At 57.3% G+C, this 17,342-nt stretch carries 20 protein-coding genes; 6 read left to right on the plus strand and 14 right to left on the minus strand.

What is annotated here, in order from left to right:
* The first annotated feature begins 154 nt into the window (after positions 1-154).
* A complete protein-coding gene (locus tag P3C50_RS17905) occupies positions 155-994 on the plus strand; it encodes a hypothetical protein (RefSeq protein WP_275546994.1) in 840 nt (279 codons plus the stop codon).
* Positions 995-1,373: 379 nt separating this feature from the next.
* Positions 1,374-2,021, plus strand: coding sequence for a HEPN domain-containing protein (locus P3C50_RS17910; RefSeq protein WP_275546995.1), 648 nt, complete (start codon positions 1,374-1,376; stop codon positions 2,019-2,021).
* A gap of 53 nt (positions 2,022-2,074) precedes the next feature.
* On the opposite strand, the gene P3C50_RS17915 is transcribed toward P3C50_RS17910, so the two are convergent.
* The 4 genes from P3C50_RS17915 to P3C50_RS17930 form a co-directional block, all read right to left on the minus strand.
* Positions 2,075-3,703, minus strand: a complete 1,629-nt coding sequence (locus tag P3C50_RS17915; protein ID WP_275546996.1) for a GTPase — start codon at positions 3,701-3,703, stop codon at positions 2,075-2,077.
* Positions 3,690-5,543 carry a dynamin family protein gene (locus P3C50_RS17920; RefSeq protein ID WP_275546997.1) on the minus strand — a complete coding sequence of 618 codons (1,854 nt, stop codon included), beginning with the start codon at positions 5,541-5,543 and terminating at the stop codon, positions 3,690-3,692. Before P3C50_RS17920 ends, P3C50_RS17915 begins: the two co-directional genes overlap by 14 nt.
* Positions 5,540-5,830, minus strand: coding sequence for a hypothetical protein (locus P3C50_RS17925; RefSeq protein WP_275546998.1), 291 nt, complete (start codon positions 5,828-5,830; stop codon positions 5,540-5,542). The genes P3C50_RS17920 and P3C50_RS17925 overlap by 4 nt, the downstream gene beginning before the upstream one ends.
* 197 nt (positions 5,831-6,027) lie before the next feature.
* On the minus strand, positions 6,028-7,065 hold the full coding sequence (locus tag P3C50_RS17930; protein ID WP_275546999.1) for a GTPase: 1,038 nt from the start codon (positions 7,063-7,065) through the stop codon (positions 6,028-6,030).
* A 754-nt stretch (positions 7,066-7,819) separates the two neighbouring features.
* Between P3C50_RS17930 and P3C50_RS17935 the strand changes: the two genes are divergently transcribed.
* From P3C50_RS17935 to P3C50_RS17945, 3 genes are all read left to right on the plus strand, one after another.
* Positions 7,820-9,130: a Fic family protein gene (locus P3C50_RS17935; RefSeq protein ID WP_275547000.1), complete on the plus strand. Its 1,311-nt coding sequence runs from the start codon at positions 7,820-7,822 to the stop codon at positions 9,128-9,130.
* 61 nt (positions 9,131-9,191) lie between these two features.
* Positions 9,192-9,995, plus strand: a complete 804-nt coding sequence (locus P3C50_RS17940; protein WP_275547014.1) for an inositol monophosphatase family protein — start codon at positions 9,192-9,194, stop codon at positions 9,993-9,995.
* The gene (locus tag P3C50_RS17945) at positions 9,992-10,231 is read left to right on the plus strand and encodes an AbrB/MazE/SpoVT family DNA-binding domain-containing protein (RefSeq protein ID WP_275547001.1); all 240 of its coding nucleotides are present in this window, start codon (positions 9,992-9,994) and stop codon (positions 10,229-10,231) included. The genes P3C50_RS17940 and P3C50_RS17945 overlap by 4 nt, the downstream gene beginning before the upstream one ends.
* A 389-nt stretch (positions 10,232-10,620) precedes the next feature.
* Here P3C50_RS17945 and P3C50_RS17950 read toward each other — a convergent pair whose 3' ends face one another.
* The 8 genes from P3C50_RS17950 to P3C50_RS17985 form a co-directional block, all read right to left on the minus strand.
* Positions 10,621-11,307 (minus strand): NYN domain-containing protein, encoded by a 687-nt coding sequence (locus P3C50_RS17950; protein WP_275547002.1) that lies wholly within the window; start codon positions 11,305-11,307, stop codon positions 10,621-10,623.
* 214 nt (positions 11,308-11,521) lie between these two features.
* On the minus strand, positions 11,522-12,520 hold the full coding sequence (locus tag P3C50_RS17955; RefSeq protein WP_275547015.1) for a tyrosine-type recombinase/integrase: 999 nt from the start codon (positions 12,518-12,520) through the stop codon (positions 11,522-11,524).
* Positions 12,517-13,764: a hypothetical protein gene (locus P3C50_RS17960; RefSeq protein ID WP_275547016.1), complete on the minus strand. Its 1,248-nt coding sequence runs from the start codon at positions 13,762-13,764 to the stop codon at positions 12,517-12,519. Before P3C50_RS17960 ends, P3C50_RS17955 begins: the two co-directional genes overlap by 4 nt.
* A gap of 481 nt (positions 13,765-14,245) precedes the next feature.
* Positions 14,246-14,644 carry a hypothetical protein gene (locus P3C50_RS17965; protein ID WP_275547003.1) on the minus strand — a complete coding sequence of 133 codons (399 nt, stop codon included), beginning with the start codon at positions 14,642-14,644 and terminating at the stop codon, positions 14,246-14,248.
* On the minus strand, positions 14,637-14,990 hold the full coding sequence (locus P3C50_RS17970; RefSeq protein WP_275547004.1) for a hypothetical protein: 354 nt from the start codon (positions 14,988-14,990) through the stop codon (positions 14,637-14,639). The genes P3C50_RS17965 and P3C50_RS17970 overlap by 8 nt, the downstream gene beginning before the upstream one ends.
* Positions 14,983-15,198, minus strand: coding sequence for a hypothetical protein (locus tag P3C50_RS17975; protein WP_275547005.1), 216 nt, complete (start codon positions 15,196-15,198; stop codon positions 14,983-14,985). The genes P3C50_RS17970 and P3C50_RS17975 overlap by 8 nt, the downstream gene beginning before the upstream one ends.
* A complete protein-coding gene (locus tag P3C50_RS17980) occupies positions 15,195-15,359 on the minus strand; it encodes an Arc family DNA-binding protein (protein WP_074940773.1) in 165 nt (54 codons plus the stop codon). Before P3C50_RS17980 ends, P3C50_RS17975 begins: the two co-directional genes overlap by 4 nt.
* Positions 15,356-15,574: a hypothetical protein gene (locus P3C50_RS17985; RefSeq protein ID WP_059390727.1), complete on the minus strand. Its 219-nt coding sequence runs from the start codon at positions 15,572-15,574 to the stop codon at positions 15,356-15,358. The genes P3C50_RS17980 and P3C50_RS17985 overlap by 4 nt, the downstream gene beginning before the upstream one ends.
* A 153-nt stretch (positions 15,575-15,727) precedes the next feature.
* On the opposite strand from P3C50_RS17985, the gene P3C50_RS17990 reads away from it, so the two are divergent.
* Positions 15,728-15,964: a DNA-binding protein gene (locus tag P3C50_RS17990; protein ID WP_082768146.1), complete on the plus strand. Its 237-nt coding sequence runs from the start codon at positions 15,728-15,730 to the stop codon at positions 15,962-15,964.
* A 123-nt stretch (positions 15,965-16,087) separates the two neighbouring features.
* Here the strand turns inward: P3C50_RS17990 and P3C50_RS17995 are convergent, their stop codons facing one another.
* Both P3C50_RS17995 and P3C50_RS18000 read right to left on the minus strand, forming a co-directional pair.
* On the minus strand, positions 16,088-16,621 hold the full coding sequence (locus P3C50_RS17995; RefSeq protein WP_275547006.1) for a hypothetical protein: 534 nt from the start codon (positions 16,619-16,621) through the stop codon (positions 16,088-16,090).
* A 5-nt stretch (positions 16,622-16,626) separates the two neighbouring features.
* Positions 16,627-17,229, minus strand: coding sequence for a hypothetical protein (locus P3C50_RS18000; RefSeq protein ID WP_275547007.1), 603 nt, complete (start codon positions 17,227-17,229; stop codon positions 16,627-16,629).
* Positions 17,230-17,342 lie beyond the last annotated feature (113 nt).

Raw genomic sequence — 17,342 nt, forward strand, 5'->3', positions numbered from 1 at the left:
CTGACCATGGGGACTCCACTATGAAGACCTATTCCGCGTTCCTACAACGTGTCACCCCTAATGCAGGTCCTCGCGCCAACTTCACGATCACGGTCCAGGCCGTGAACTCCGAAATGGCTCGCGTCACGGCCGAAGCCCAATACCCGGGCTACAAATGCGCCAACGCCCCCGTGCAAGTGCGCTGAAAGTGCCCAAGCCACACTTTGGCAAATCGGGGCTTCGAGAGTATCTGTACTATCTGCTCAATCAGGGAGAAATCCTCAAAAGCCCCAATAGCGCCCCGAGGCACGCAGTTGCTCAAGAGAGCGCATGCTTGGAGGTGTATGAAGTAGGACTTTTTTCCGCTACGCAAGCGGAGGCAGATCGGCTCAACGAGCGAATCTCAGGGGCCATGGGCAAGCATCTAGATAGCACGGCAAGGCACCGTTTCACGTCTTATGGCTTGGATCAGGCATGGCGCCCGCAGCACCTTTTTGATGAGATCCATTGGCTTCACGGCCTCTCTACCTGCCAACCACCTCAAGAGTTTCTGCAGAGTCTGGGAAGCAATGTGCACATCCATCTGTATGAAAACAACGAGACAAAACTACAGCCCGGACTTCGCACCTATCACTGGAGGTCAGAAAAGGACCTGACAGAGTTTTGGGCGAGCTTATATCTCTCCCGGGAGATAGGCTGGCCATTAGATCTGGACTGGGCAAGCTATTGCATGTGGCAACCACGCATTGCGTGCATTGCCACAGTGATCTCTGGCTGGGGATCGACACCTAGGGCTGCTGTAGATGCTCTGCTTGCTGCAGTGGACGCAACAACCCCAGGTCACGCAGAAGTTGAAATCCTGATCATTGAGGGCGGTATCGACACATGCCTTGGTGATTACCTCGATATTGTCTGTGCGCTAGAGCGAGGCCTCCAACTCAACTGCATCACCACTAGCTGGGTGAGCCCCAACTACTCGGGATATGGCTTGAGGCTCCTGAGATTCAGCCATTAATCACTCGATCTTGCGCATGCTCCCTTAGCCAAAGCTGAAACAGCCCTGCATGGAAACATGCCATGAAGCCATGTCAAAAAAACTCCCGCAAAGCGCAAAACCTAGCGGCGTTTAGGACAACCAAGCAACTGCTCACAGCACTCCCGCGACCTCGGTTCCACGCACTCAGAAAAGATGACCAAGCGCTACTAAACGAGTTCATATCCCAACTGGATAGCATCGAGCCAAGACTCATTTCAGAGAACATGACTTGGCGGGTGAGATAAGAAACTCCACGAATTGCCCTCGCCTAAAACCCAACAGTAGCGGCCTGAAAAGCTCTGCTGCATGCAGGCAGAAGCCCTGATAAGGTGAGACAATCATCACAGGGAGTTATCGCATGCACTACCAGGCTTTGAAGGACCGCCACCGCCAAGAGCGCAGCCAGCAACATCCCAATCTCAGCCTGCGACTGCATCGAGCACTGAGTTGGCTGAACCGAGCAGAGCAAGCCGAAGATACTGATGGCCGCTTCATTTTTCTGTGGATTGCATTCAACGCAGCCTACGCCACCGATATCGACGAGCAGATGCGGCTATCTGAACAGGAAACCTTCAAAGCCTTTCTCGAAAAGCTGTGCTCGCTCGATAGCACCAACAGCATCGAGAAGCTCGTCTGGTCGGAGTTCCCCGGCAGCATCCGGGTGCTGCTGGACAACCAGTATGTCTTCCAAAGCTTCTGGGATCATCAAAGCGGAAAAATCAGCGAAGAACAGTGGAAAGATCGTTTTGCCAGTGGGAAAAAAGCAGCAGCTTTGGCGCTGGCCAACCGCAACACACCAGCAGTACTCGGTGTGATGTTCAATCGGATCTACACCCTTCGGAACCAGCTCATTCATGGCGGAGCAACCTGGAATGGCCGGGTAAACAGGGATCAGCTACGCGACTGCTGCAACCTGCTAGGCAAACTGGTGCCATTGATCATCCAGATCATGCTGGACAACCCAGACACCTTATGGGGCGATGCCAACTACCCAGTGGTTGGCTAGCGAGATGACTGCCACGAGGTGCTCGCGGCGGCCAGAGCATAAGTCCCTCTCGCTCAGAGCGCGTGACGCAGTGCCAGCAAAGCCTGCTCGAACAATTGCTGGTCTTGCGTCTGCTCTTGTCGGCTTTGTGCCAGCTGCGAGCGCTGTGCCGCCATCCAGTCGTCAATAGGTTTGAACACTTCCTCTGTTACCAGCGCTATCTGGGCCAGATAGGCTTGCCGCAGGTCATCAACAAAGGCGCTCGCCGCATCTTCCACGGCCTTGGCCTGGCGCTCCAGAGCGGCCTTCTCGGCCTTTTCGGTGCTGAACGCCTTGTAGATGCCATAGATGGCCACGCCGGCCTGCAGCAATGGGCCGGCCCAGCGCCCGGCCATGGCAGCCCAGCGCTCCATGGTCTTCTTGCCGATGCCCTTGAACAAATTGGGCAGCAACTCCTTGCCCAACTCCAGCGCCTTCTTCACCCCTTGCTCGGTCAAGGTCTTCAGATCACCCAGAGGCACCTTGCGCATGGCGTCCTTGAGAGCGGGCGACAAGCCACTGTCGCCATCAGTGTCGCTGCCGTCACGGGGCACGCCGCCGACGGATGCGCTGGCAGCCCCGAAGGCGCTCTCGGCAAGCGCTTGCCCGATGTCCTCCAGCTTGCGCTGGGCCTTGGGCAACTCCGTATCGAGGGTGCTCATCATGTCAGCGGTAAGCGCCTTGATGACTTCCTCGGCGCCCTTCTCCATGGCCTGCTCACCTTGGCCGGCGGGTTGCAGATGGGCCTCGTTGATCAGCGCGACGACTTTCGACCTGGCCCGCTGGCAACGGCTATCGAGATGATGCTGCAGAACCCCCTCCAGCCTGGCTCGCTCGCTATCGACCTGGGAGCGGGCCTTGGCCAGGGCCTCCGACTGGATGTCGCCGGTAGCCTGGTGCAGGCGCAGCTGGGCCAGTTCGATGGCGTCCTGCAGATCTTTGCGGCAGGTTTCGAAGACAACCCCACTGTCACTGCTGGCCAGGAACTCGCCCAAGGCCTGCTCCAGCTCAAGAATCCCGCTGAACTCAACCAGGGCGTCCTTGTTTTCCAGGCGCCCGCGTAGCGCCGCCTTGGCGTTGACCCAGAGAATTGGCACCCGGTCGAGGACATCACTGAGCCCATGGGCCTGGGCGGCCTGCTGTAGATGTTGCCGCAGATTGTCGTTGATGCCGACAAAGTCGCGGCTGTCGCGTTGGACTGCCGCCTTGTTGTTGACTATCAACATGACCCGGCGCCCAGAGACGAGGACCTTTACCAGGCGCTCCCAGGTCGCGGCTTCGTCGGTGGTACCTCCGGCAGCCACAACGAACAGCACGACCTCGCTGTCTTGCAACTGCTGGGTGGCGACCTCTTCATGCTCGATCGGGGCATCAATCCCGGGAGTGTCCAGGAGGATATACCCCTGCCAGGGGTACTGGGCTACTTTGGCGGTCTCCGGACGGTCGGCCATGGGCGCCTCGGCGCGTCCCATCAAGGCATTCAGCAGGGTGCTTTTGCCTGCGTTGTAGAGCCCGAACACCATGATCTGCGGGCGTAGTCGCTCCGACTTGCCCTGCAGGCGATGACCCAGCTCGCCGCAGCGCTCGGCGGGCAGCCAGCGCGACAGGGGCGCGGAAACTTGCTCGTAGGTGTCCAGTACCCGGGTGAAATCAGGCAGTGCCATGGTTCAATTCCTTGTGAATCTCGTTGATCTGTTGAGTAGCCAGCTTGTCCAGGCCTTGCAGCGCCTGGCGGAGCTTCTGCAGCCAGTTAGAAATGTCGACGAAGCAGAGCTGGTCGAGCTGCTGGTAAAGGCAGCCGAGGCGATCTTGGGCATGACTGATAAAGTGCTCGCGAGTGGCCAGGGAAACCTCGTCGCGGTTGTCGCCGACCACTATGTCGAAGGAGCCAGAGTCGTTGAACTGGCTCCCGGCCATGCCTCCGACCTTGCCGCCCAGCCAGCCGCCCAGCGCAGCGCCTATGACGCCACCGATCACGGTACCGATACCGGGAAGCACCGCAGTGCCCAGCGCCGCACCCGCCTCGGCACCTCCCCAGCCGCCAAGACCGGCGCCACCAGCCTTGCCGATACCTTCGTTGCGGCGTGACTGGTGCTCGACTGTGCGCGTGCGTGCCGCAAAACCCGGGAGGGGTTTGCCGGCCGGCGCCACGCTTTGTGCGGCATGGGCAACATCCTCGAGCTTCTGCCCGATCGCCTCACACAGCTCGCCGACACACTGGGCGTAGAACCGGTCGAACAGGACCCAACTGGCAGCGGAGAAACCCTGGTCGTCCAATGCGTGCCTATCGGCGAGCTTGTCGATTTCCGCGGGTAGCTGTTGCTGCAGTTGGTAAAGAATCCGCTCGGTGCTGCTCTGCAGTTCCTTGCGCGCACTGGCCAGTTGGCAATGCATGTCGGTCAGGATGGCTTGCTGCAACGCGATGGAGTCGCGCAGTTCGCGGCAAAAGGTCTGCAGGTTTTTCAGCGGCACCTGGCGTTTGATCTGCAGGCCCTCGGCGCGGGCGAGACGCTCGATATCGGCGGCGAATCCTGCCAGGCCGCTATCACGCCAACGCTCTGCCTGTTCCTCGGCAGCGCCCTCCTCCCCATAGCAGGCGGAGATGGAGTGCACCCTGACATCGTCCGACGTCAGGTCGACAACCTCTTTACCCAAGGCCTGGGTGATATAGTCAATCTGCTCCTGACGTTCGCTGTCGCCTTTCATGACCAGCTTTTCCACTACCTCGCCATCGTCGTCCACATCGATATCGGTGGTGTCGCTGCCGGTTATCAACAGCATCAGATTCTTGCCCTTGCGCAGCAGGCCTGCTGCCTCCTGCAGGTCCGAGCGACGGCCCGGGCTCTCGGAGTTGCTGAGGAAAACCACCAGGTCGGCGGAGTCCACATAGTCCTTGGTCAAATCGCCGTTGGCCGCGTTGACGGAGTGCAGGCCGGGCGAGTCTATCCAGGTCAGGCCGGGCAGACGGAAGCCCTGGATGGAACTGGTGGCTTCCACCACATCGACGCCGAAACGGCCGTTCTGACGAATCTGCGCATCGTCCGTCTGTTCGCAGAGGTTGGTGCTGGTCTCGCTGAAAAAGGCCGGTTTGGGCTTGGCGTCGGCGATCAGTTGCGGATCGGGCTCGGTCCTGCCGTAGGCCAGGTAGTTGCCCAATGACGATTTGCCGGCCTTGACCTTGCCGTAGACGAAGACCAGCAGGGAATCGCCGAAGGTGCTGCGAAAGCGCGTGTTGCGCTCGTAGTTCCTGACCTGCCGGATCCACTCCTCGAAGCGCTCGTCCAGATTGCGCTGGCAATCCCTGGCAAACGCCAGGAACGGATGCTCGGGCGGCAGACTTGACTGACTCCAGGGCGAGATGCCACGGAGCCGATCCAGTTCGTCCAGGGCCTGCCGGATGCTCTGCTCGCGCTGGTCGACCTGGCGCTGCACCTGGTCAAACTCACCGGCAACCTGCTCGAACACCTGCAGCAGTTCGGTGCGACTTGCGGGAGCTGTTGTCATGGCGCCCTCTCCAACAGTTCCTGTTTCAGCTGCTTGAGCGTGCGGATTTCCTTGCGCAGAACCTTGGCCTCGACTACGCGGTCGAGCCAGGGCGAGCTGAAGCAGACTTTCGGATCCAGCAGACGCAATGCTTTGAGCTGGCCCTGCGCCGTGCGGAGCGGTGTACTGGCGGCGAATGCCTGGAGGGCTTCCAGATTGACGCCAAGCATAGCGTCGGCCGGGCGTTGCACGATATCCGCGTGCAATGCCATCAGCTCGTCCAGTTGCCTGTCGGTGTCGCTGGCCAACTGTTGCCGTCTCTGCGCTTGCCGTTCCTCAGCTGCCTTTTTCCTTGCCAGGGCCTCAGCCTGCTCACGCGCTCTTGCACGGGCACGGCGTGCGGCCTCTTCCTTTTCAGCGCTATCAGAGTTGGCGACAGCGGCAACCACAGTGCCAATCACGGGTATCAGCAACCACCACATCCTTGGGTTCTCCCTGAATGCTATTAATCGGCCCGGCTACGAGCCAGGCCCTGAGTAATCGAGGTAAAGAGATTCTGCACGCTTCCTTGCAACTGCTTGAGGCTCGACGATTGGGCCTCTTCAATCTTCAGCAGCTGCTCCTTGCGCTCGGCAATCTGTTGGTCGAGAAAGTGCCCCAGCTCGGCGTAACGATGCTCGTCGCGACTGGCTCGTAGGTTACGCAGGCTCTCAACAGACAGCTTCAGATGGGTATCCAGATAGCCGTTGAGGCGGTCGTAGCCACTGAGTTCGAGCAGTTTCGGACTGCGCTTCTGCACGCCATTGCGCAAGGCGCTGAAGGAGGTGACAAAGGTAGGAGGCACCTCCTCGAACAGGGACTGCAGAATGTCGCGGATCGCTTGCTCGCGTGTCTGCTGCTGCGTGGCGCTTTCGGCGTGCGTCAGCACGACCACCAGGTGTCGATTCAGATCCGGGCGACGGCGCATAAGCTCGCAAAGAAACCTGGTTTCGATTTCCTCAAGCGTGCCGGTACGCAGGTTGTGCACGAACAGGATCACATCGGCATGGGCCAGCCCAAGCCAGGCCTGCCGGTCATCCTCATCACAGGCATCAATGCCCGGGGTATCCAAATAGACACGCCCCTCATGCTCTAGCTCTTGCACCCGAGTGGTCGCACGTACAGCCTTGGTTTCGAAGGCTTCGCTCTCCAGGCTTCCGGTCAGACCATTGAGCAGGGCGCTTTTGCCGGCATTCATCAAGCCGCAAACGGCAATGCGTGGCAGAGAGCCGAGGCTGGCCGACTCATCAAGCTCCTGGCGCAGCCGCGAGAACTCGGGGTATTTATGAGCAAGTTGAACCAGCAGATTGCCGTCCGGCACAAGTCGCTGCGTGGATGTAGCAGGCAATATTTTCGTCCTTGGCAGGTTGGAAAGGAATATAGGATGGCGGCAGTTACTAGCACAAGGCAACTGGCCACTAATGGGGTGAGCTGAGCAGCCTGCCTGCATCGGTAAGGGGCAGAAATGGCTCCACCGCGTAAATGGCCTGAGCGACAAACTCATTCGCCCGATTGCTTCCACTTGCACCCTGACTAATAAATCTCTTTAGAGCAGCAAATGCCTACGTTGACCGACGCTCCTGATTTACTGACCCCTCCTCACGCTCACGCTTCATCTCGCTGTATTCGCGATACAGCTCACAGCCTTTCTTGACCACAACAATGAAGCCGATAACTGCAAGCAAATTTCTCATGTGCTGCTACTCCAGGTTCAGAAAGATCTAATGCTGGCTAGGTCGAAGCAAGTGTTCGAGCAGGAGCTCTACCACGTCGATTGGTGTTGCCGCTCACTACCTCACCTGACTCATGTCCACATTTCGGGCACTGGATATGCCAATAGCGACCAATCGCGCGTGCATCACTCTTCGGCAGGGTCGCTCTCTGCCACGAACAGCGTGGGTAGGTAAAAGTGAGCGGTGGCGATGGTATTGGCATAGATGAGGCCTTAAACTCCTTTTGCCAGCAGTCTAGGCGGCCCATGCGACGAATTGCGTCGTAGTCGCTAGAGACTCTGCGTGTCATTGGTCATGGAAGCACCAATATCCAGAGCCAAAATACATCTAACCTGCAGCCCTCACTCAGCACCCTCGCCCCTCGCTCTGGCGCAGATCGCCTGGAACTGCGCCAAATTCGCAGCCCAAAATGGCGCAGTTCTGAAAACTGCGCCAGAATTGCGCCAACAGCATTCAAACGGCGCCACCTCAGCTATGCCCTCCTCCAAAGACATACTCAATAGTATCCACGTATCTGGGAGCGGATTGACGCTGACTGAGCTATTGGCAAGACACCCCGAGATTGCTCGGAGAACAGCACAGCGGCTGATTGCAAAGCTGATAGAAAGCGGTCAAATCTCAGCGCAAGGTGAAGGTAGAGCACGGCGCTACTTCGGAACAGCTATCCAGGCAGAAACCAGCCCCCTGGACACCGACACTGATAGCTTTCCGTCCTTTATCCCGCTGTCGGCAGACAGCCGGGACATTCTCGCTTACATCAACCAGCCACCTGAAGCGCGCAAGCCCGTTGGCTACCAGCGCGACTTTCTGGACACCTACCGGCCGAACGTAACGAGCTACCTGCCTGAGTCCTTGCGGCGCCAACTGCACAGAATGGGCAAAACCACAGATACCGTGGAGCCTGCAGGCACGTACAGCCGTGCAGTCCTGAATCGCCTGCTGATTGATTTGTCGTGGGCATCCAGTCACTTAGAAGGGAACACCTACTCGCGACTCGATACACGACAACTCATTGAGCATGGCAAGGCCGCACGAGGCAAAGCAGCTATCGAAACACAGATGATCTTGAACCATAAGACGGCAATCGAGTTGCTGGTCGAGAACATCGAAAGTGCCGAGTTCAACCGCTACACATTGATGAACCTGCACAGCGCCCTGGCCGAGAACCTGCTTCCAAACCCTGCTGATGAGGGTCGCATTCGGCAACATGCCGTCGACATTGGGAAAAGCACCTACCGCCCTCTATCAACACCACAGCAGATTGAGGACACCCTGGAGGTTCTGCTCAGCAAGGCCAATCAGATTACTGATCCGTTCGAGCAGTCCTTCTTCATGATGGTGCACCTGCCCTACCTGCAGCCCTTTGCCGACATCAACAAGCGCACCTCCAGACTGGCAGCGAATCTGCCACTGTTTCGTGCCAACCTATGCCCGCTGACATTTCTGGATGTACCCGAACAGGCCTACAGCCGCGCCACGTTAGGCGTCTACGAAATGACCCGGGTAGAGCTACTTCGCGACCTGTACCTCTGGGCCTACGAGCGTTCAACGCAGGAGTACCTGGCAATCAAGCAAGACCTTGCTGAACCAGACCCACTTCGACTGACCTGGCGGGACTTCATCAAAACGACCATTCGCGAGGTCGTCACTCATGCGGAGCTTGATCCACTGGCCTGCATTCAACGCGCTGTAGCAGAGCATGTTTCAGACACTGAGCAGCCAGAAGTACAAGCCCTGATCGTTGAAGAGCTCCGACGGCTGCACGAAGGGGTGCTGGCGCGTTACGGATTACGGCCATCCGAGTTCACCCTCTGGAAATCGCGCCATGGGAACTGATGAGTTCACGTCTAACCATTCGCGCCCTCAGGCAGAAAGCGAACACTCAATGCTGAACCCTATGGATTACGAAAGCCTTCTTGCACAGGTCGTCCGACTAGTCGAGGACGCTGGCCTGCTGCTCACTACTGAATGGCAGCGCCCAGAAGGGCCTCGCGGCTCAGGCGATAAAGCAGATGTCGATGTTGAAATTGAATCACTGCTGAGGCCACGGTTACTGCAGCTGCTCGACTGTGATTTCTGGGGTGAGGAAACAGGCCATAGGCTCACAGGAGCCAGGTATTGCTGGGTTGTTGACCCCAATGATGGGACTGCAGACTTTCTGAAAGGCCACAAAGGCTCTGCCATATCTGTCGGCTTGCTTGAGGATGCCCAACCGGTGCTTGGCGTGGTCTATGCCCCTGTTTTGCCGGATGGTGCTTCTGACTGCGTCGCATGGGCAAAAGGGGCACCATGTGTGCTTCGCAATGGGAGCCCCATTAAAGCGACACTCGCCCAAAAGGAATGGAATCAAAACAGCAGAGTTATGGTCAGCACTGCGGCAACGGACAAGCCCGAAATCAATTCTGAATTGTGCTCACCAGGTTGCTTTGTGGCGATGCCCAGCATCGCCTATCGGTTGGCACGAGTCGCTGCAGGTGATGGGGATGCAGGCGTATCGCTTGTGCCGGTTTCAGCGCACGATGTGGCTGCAGGTCATGCGTTGCTAATTGGCGCAGGGGGCGTGCTGATTGACCAAGATGGCAACGGCATCACCTATGTCACTGAAGCCAGCATGCAGACAGTCTCTCGGAGATGCTTTGGCGGTACGCTAGAAGCCTGCCGGTCACTGGCAAGCCGAAATTGGAGCAAGGTGTTTACATGAAAACGCTGAAAGTAGTGATTGAGGATTGGGATGGTGATGGCGCCATTCGCATTCCCGATGAGGCCCTCCAAGAACTCGGTGTAGATGTTGGCGACTCCCTTTATCTAGTCGAAGAATACGTTGGCTCAATACGCTGCCTAGTGCTGAGCAAAACTGAACGTTTTCCAGACCGAGTTGATGAACTGGTCGGACGCTGGGATACCTTTGGAAAAGCGCCGAATGTTACGGATGATTGAGCAGGCAGCTAGGCAGGACTGGCCGCCCTGTCTGCCGCATGACGCCTTGAGCAATCCAGCCAGTTCAACTCCCCAGCAAGGATTTGAACCCGCCCCCCAGCCATATTGCTCAACTTGCAACGCTTGCACTGGGTTCATTTGGATGCGCTCTTGACGGAAGGCTCAAGGTTCCTATACTGCTGAGCGACTGAGTGAAATCCTACAAATCAGCTTTCTGGAGCCAAGCGCCCGAAACGCTGATTTGAGCTGGGTCTTTGTGTCTTTGGATTCAAATCCCCCCGGCTCCACCAATTGAAGCAAGCATAAACCCCTGATTTTCCTAGAGAATTTCAGGGGTTTTGTGTTTTCAGGGGCAGCGAATGTCCCGAAAGTGTCACAGCAGGATCGGGCTACCAATAATCCGGCTTGACGATGGCTGGTTTCCTGAGCAGCGGAACCTTCACCGGCAACTGGCAAGCGGACAACTCCGCCTCTGTGATATAGGCGCGCACCCAGTCCACATGGGCCTTGAGAGAGCCAGGAGGATTACGCACAAGCGCCCTGTCTTCCATCCGATGAGGAAGGATCACGCCGAGGCGGATATGCGGAAAATCCTGGCGGATAGCGGCGAGAGCCGGTGCCAAGTCAGTATCCCCGGAAACCAGAACAATCTGGCTAATCTGGAGCTGATCAGCACGACAGGCCGCCCGGTACATACCCAGGGCAATGTTCACATCAGTCTCTTTTTCCTCAAGCTGCCAGACGGCGACCTGATCCTGCCGGGAGGCTTTCTGCCCCTCGACGAACCGCGGCGCATAACCTTTGGCGAGACGATGATTCCCCAGGGTAACCGCAACGCCTCTAGCTTGCAGGGCACGAATGTATCGATGCTGAGCATCATTCGAAGCCTGGCCACGGGTGGCAAGGCGAGCGATCACAGGAGAGGTAAAGTAGTCGACCGATGCCACCACTGAGGCGGGATCCTGGACGTGAAGGACGGTGCTCAACAAGGCAGTCAAATCCAACCACTTGTGGTCGGAGCCATGCAGGACGCCGTAATAGAGGTTGTAGCCGTCTACGAAGAAAGCTGTACGCACAATGCCCTATCCCTAGAAACGAAAAAACCGGCTTTATGGGCCGGTTTCTTCACCCGAGGCTAAGGCTGAACTGAATCGGCCCGCCAAGGGTTGAGTCGTGAGTGCAGTATGCCGACGTACTGCAAAGGAGACAAGGGCCAAAGTGGGATATACCGGGATATAGAGGAATATACCGGGATGAGCACTCAAGCCCGAACCATTATGAAACCCCGTGCTAGACACGGGAAAACACATCCGCCAACGGATTCAATCTCACCGCCTCAGCCAAATGCTCCGGTGCCAAGTGCGCATAGCGCATGGTCATAGCCAAGCTGGAGTGACCCAGGATTTTCTGTAGCGTGAGGATGTTCCCGCCCTTCTGCATGAAGTGGCTGGCGAAGGTGTGCCGGAGTGCGTGGCTGGCCTGCCCTTTCGGCAGCACGATGCCGGATCGGCTCAACGCTCGGCGGAACGACGTGATAGCGCCGGTGAACTGGCCGTGACGCTTCCAGTGATCACGTATGAACGCTTCCAGCTCGGGCTGGATCGGCACGGTGCGTACCTTGCTGGATTTCGTCTTGCTGTACGTCACGGCGCCATTGCGCAGCCTGGACGGTGTGAGGCCTTCCGCCTCTGACCATCGAGCACCAGTAGCCAGACAGAGCAGCACGATAGGTTCGACATGCGGGTTGTCGCAGCCTTCGCTAATCGCGGTCAGCAGATCGGCTATCTGTTCCTGGGTCAGCCAGGACAGTTCTCGCTCTTCGATCTTGTAAGGCTTCATCAGCTCCAGGGGATTGGCGTAATCGATCTGGCCGAGGCCTCGCAGCTCGTTGAACACTGCCCGGATATATCCGAGTTCATTGTTCAGCGTCTTGGGTGTGATGCCGGCTTCTGCCCGCAAGCGGCGATCATGGGCGTATGTGGCCGGGTCGAGCTTCATCGCGATGGGGTCGCGTAGACGAACGCACAGGGCATCGAGCTTGGCCTTTCTGCGCTCACCATCCTTGAGCATGTGGCCGTGCAGATCGAACCACAGACCCACCAGCTCCGAGAGTCGGCGGCGATCCTGGGCCTTGGGGTTCCAGGCTGGGTCAGCGGCCTTGTTGGCGGTGATGTACTGCTCATAGCGCAAGGCTTCTGCCTTGGTCTTGAACAGCTTGCGGAAGCGCTGGCCACGGATCGGCTGAACGTCTGCGAGCCATCGGCCATCAGGCTGCTTTTTGACGGTCATACTGCCCTGCCCCACCTGACGTGCCGTTCCTCCAGGATGTTCTTGAGGTGCTTGTACAGCCCATCCTCATCCATGCCCTTGGAGGCGTAGTGGTCACGAATCACCGGCCAGCATTCCCAATCCTTGAGGCGGTGAAACCCTCTCCTAGCGCCCACTCGCTCCCGTGCCAGCAGGCTTACGAAGTTTCCCAGGAACAGTTCCACGTTCTTGCCGGAGAAGCCCCGAGACGTTTTGTAGTTGCGCTTGTACTCAGTGTCATCGAGCAGAGAATCGACCGGCAGATCGACGCGGGCGTCTTCACGTAGCAGGGTCCAGATGGGTTCGTAGTAGCCAGGGCGAGCCAGCAACTTGAACTGCTGCATACCGTAGCGCCAAAGGCCGTCCAAATGAGGCGTGAAGGCGGCATAGCTGTTGGTGTCGATGGCGTTGCCGGTGTGCAGATCGACGGAGCCGGAGGCGAATTGCTGGATCACCGAATGGTGGTAACGCAGCTCGATACGCCAAACGGTCTGATCCCGGTTGTAGTTGTCCGGGTCGCCTTCGTCGAAGCTGTCACGTCGTCGCCAGACGCTTTCCCAGTAGTCGAGCTTGTCCGTGGCCTTGGCCTGCTCGGTCTTGTTGTAAATCGCCAGCTGGACGCCACCAGCAGAGCCGAACATGTAGGTTTCGCCGCGGCCGTAGACGCTGCTCTTGGTCTCCCAGGTAATTTCCTTGATGCCGGAGATATCGCGGGCGGATCGGGCGCGGCAGTGCATGCGGGCGACCAGATCAGCGGGCGGTTGCCAGCCTTGAACATCCAGGGCGAGATGGACCGCGCATTGGTTGCGTTCGATGTTGGTAAGGATCTGCTCGGCATAGAAATCCATGCGGGCCTGGAGGCGCTCGGGCGACAGGCTGTCGATGGCATGGGGTGACACTTCGATTTTCAGGTGTGGGCCGATGTTCTCGACTTTGGCGTTGTAGTTCTTGAGCAGCAGCACGAAGCCCAGGTCGGCGTTCTGGAGCTTGTACTGGTAACCAGAATCCTTGCTCACACGACCTGCATGCCAGCGCTCTCCCGCGAAGTCGACGATGGTGCCGGGTTTGTCGAACAGGCACAGCAGCTCCGGCCGGAGCAGGCCACGGTACAACTGGCGGACGGTATCGACGCCACAGTGCAGCAGGCGGACTTTCGACAGGTCAACGATACGGGCGTTGCCTGGGTCTACGAACAGCCGACCGTTCACGTCTTCACGTGCCAGCATGTCGAGTCTCAGGAAGTCTTTTGGCTTTTTCACTCAGTCACCTATTGCTGATTACTGCGGAAGTTTTCGTCTTACTTTCTGACGTGTTACAGGGGCGTCAGCGGGCCGGCGGCGCGCACCCGCGCTCGTGCCTCGCACGCAACCCCACCGCCGGCCCGCATCCTTCGTCTGTCACTGTCCAGGCGCTCGGCGAGGGACTTCCTGGGCTCATCATCGAGACCCAGTTATTTCCCCAGGCGGACAGCAGCAGGTAGAGGATCAGCGCGAGAAAACCCGGCAGGGTTTCAGGTGTGGGCGGGAGCAGATGCAGGCGGGAACGCCCAGGATCAGACGTGGAGGTTGTGCGGCACTGGCGGGTGTTGAAGATCAACACCAAGGGCTTTGCCCTTGTCATCCCACTCTTGCCGCCGAGGGCTCGGGAGCGCGGGGCGGTGAAGCTGCCCCACTCTCCCGTGGTCAGGCTCGTTTTCATGGCGTGGGGTCAAGGGTGCGCTGCGCCCGTGCTTCCGTTCGCCGGAACGATGGAGCTGTTCCGACGAGCCGGGAGCGCGGCCCCTGACCCGGAACCATCGGCGGAATGGGTCAGGGTCATGCGGCCCAGTACGTTGCCGGAACCATGCCGGTCGCGGTACCGCATCGCCCTGATAGTGCAAATGTCGTCGAAGTAGAACTCGTTCGGGTTGCCCGTGCTGGAGCTGACCTCAACGGCGAGGAAGCAGGGAGCGCCCTGCATGCTGTCTCGTGGGATCAGCACGCCGACGATATCGGCGCACTGCCAGAAGGGCTCAGTGTCGCCTTCCCACATCAGCTCCAGCAGAACGGTTTTCCCGACGTAGCTCAGAGCAGTAGGCGTATCCAGGGTCAATCCGCGCTTAGGCATTGTGGCGCTCTCCCTGAATCGGTTCGGCATAGGCATGGACTTGTGTTGGTAGCTGCAAGCGCTCCAGCACCTTGGCCGCTCTGTGGCGGTCGCGGTAACGAACAGCCTTGAGGGTGCGGATGTTCACGAAGAAGAGTTCTTCCGGAAACGGCGTGTCATCGGTCGGGCAAACGACCATGAAACAGCCGTGCGGGTAGACGCCTTCTATCGGCAGCATCACGCCGACGATGTGGAAGATCGACCAGATGGAGTCAGGGTAGATATCCCATACCTGTTCGATCAGGACGGTCTTGCCGATGTAGCCAATGGCTGTGGCTGCATCCAGGGTGATTCCGCGCTCAGACATGGGCGTAGTCCCCTTCCTTGAATACGGTTTTACCCTTCTCCAGATCGGCGCGGAGGCGGGCAAGGTTGACCATGCGGAAGTCAGCCAGCTTCATGCTCGGGATGGTCTGGCTGTCTACCCAGTTGATGACCTCTTCGACCGTCACGCCGCTCAGCTCGGCGAAGGTCTTCACGCTACACAGGTCGAGGCTTTCGTTAGTGGCGGTCATTGGTTGCCCTCCTTGGCGGCTTTGTCCTGGGCGTAGCTCGCTTCCAGGCGAATGACGACTTCCGAGTTCATCGAACGGCGCGAGGCGAAGGCGGACTGTTCGATCTTGGCGCGCAGCTCGGGCGGTACGCGCAGCTTGAATTGCGGGTCTGTTCGGCTCACAGCGTCCACTCCTGTTCCAGTAGCTGGCGAGTCAGCAAGGCCACGTTGACCATGGTGCGTTTGCCGACCTTCTGCGAAGGCAGGTAGTTACGTTCTACCCAGGTGCGTACCACGATGGGTTCGTCGCCCATGCCGATCCACTCGGCGAACTTCTGCCACGGCATCAAGGGCGGTGCGCCGTGCAGCTTTTGCGGGTCAAGACCTTCCGTATCCATAAGCTTTGTTCCACTATGTTCGGCATTGATAAGCAACCAACGACATGGGTAATAGCTACCCATGGAGTGATTGTTACCCATCCCCCACGATGGAGCAATTACTACTCAGGAAATATTTTCTATATGGAAAGCGCAGCCGATAGAGCACGCGTATTGATCAAGCTGGTAGGCCCGAAAAAAGCAAGCGAGCAAGGCGGGGATTACGAGCGCTGGAGAAACGTCAGCAAGGGCGCTGTTCGCGTAAGCGCGGACGAGATCGACGTACTGGTGAAGATTTACCCCCAGTACGCCTTATGGCTCGCTAGTGGGAAGACTGCGCCGGAGATCGGCCAGACGAGCCCAGCCTATGACGAAGCCAACAGAAACTTGAGCCAACCCAACGCGGGATAGCGATCACAATGGAAGTGTCTAAGCGCTGGTATGCCCGACTGTAAACCCAAGCTCAATTAAAAAATCATACAAAACTCTAAAGTGCGGCCTATCAAACAAAACAACTAAAGCCGCACCTTAAAATCACTTAGTGCTCACCGTAAGGTATTCCCGCGAAAAACAAAGCAGCTCATCTATATAACCAATGCCAGCATTCAAACTAGGCACATAGAGCGTAGGATGAGCGCATTGATTTCTAGTTGCTAAATGCCCCTGCAATATCCGCAAGCGAGCCTTACCGATATATCCAACTTCTTTTGCAGCATCTAATAACTGCCCCTCCGCAACACCCTCTTTTAACTCCGCTAAATCCTTAAACTTCCAAGCAGCCCTCTTCAACCTTATTTCATTTTCCCTTGCATCAAAAAGGGACACTGCAAAAATCTCAAAAAACCCACACCACGCCATAACCATACCTGCACGAATGCAACCAGTCTCCAAACACCTAATTGATTCTTTAAAGTACTCCTGTATATCAATTGGGACACCAGACAAATGATTGAGGAGGGAGTTTAGATGGATAACCCTCGATCTAGATGCCTCGTGGGCAGCAAGTATCTTATGGGCTTCGCTTTCGGCCGCCTCCGCACGTTTCTTCCATTCCTCTAAAGACAACACGAGAATCATCCTGGAAAGAGATGACGACGAAGTGCTTTGAAAAGCTCATCGTAAACTTCAGGCTTATCTGTTTCAGGAAGTTGCAACTGAATATTAATAGCAATAGTCGGTGAAACCGGATTAGTTGAAGTGCTCAGAACGGGAGCAGCTGGCAAAGGCAGAGAAGGAACGTCTGCTGACGATACAGGATGATTCAGTTGGGGTGCAGGGCTTTCTTCTGATTCCGATGAGGAGGATTGAGGGACTGGTGTTGCAACACGTAGCTTACCTGCATCGTCTTCAACCAAATTCGAGACAATAAGCAGGTCAGCTACAGTTTTTGCCCCTGTCCTATTTGCCTTAGTATTCTTTGCTCCAGAAGCGTAAAGAACATGACCAATGAGATCATCAACAGCCATCCCATTCTTAATACGTATAGTAGAGATTATATTAGAAAGAAACTCATTCCCCCGAATCACCTCCCGCCAGCATTCTGATATTTGCTCTGGAAGATTGTGGTCAAGAGCACGAGAAAGCTTCCGACCCATATCGGTAATCTGTTTCTTCTTCCCTCCAGCAATAATACCTACCTGAAACAAAAATGGATTATTAGGACCGGCGATTTTCAAGGTAGTTGTCGCGTGAGCGTGTCACGCTGCCTTTGATGTTTGCTGCAGTACCGCTTCCCGCTCCGGGTTCAGGCACACGATTGGTGCCAGCACCCAGTTCCTGATGTTGCCGC

Origin of the sequence: Pseudomonas sp. Marseille-Q0931 (assembly GCF_940789645.1) — a bacterium.
Classification (GTDB): Bacteria; Pseudomonadota; Gammaproteobacteria; order Pseudomonadales; family Pseudomonadaceae; genus Aquipseudomonas.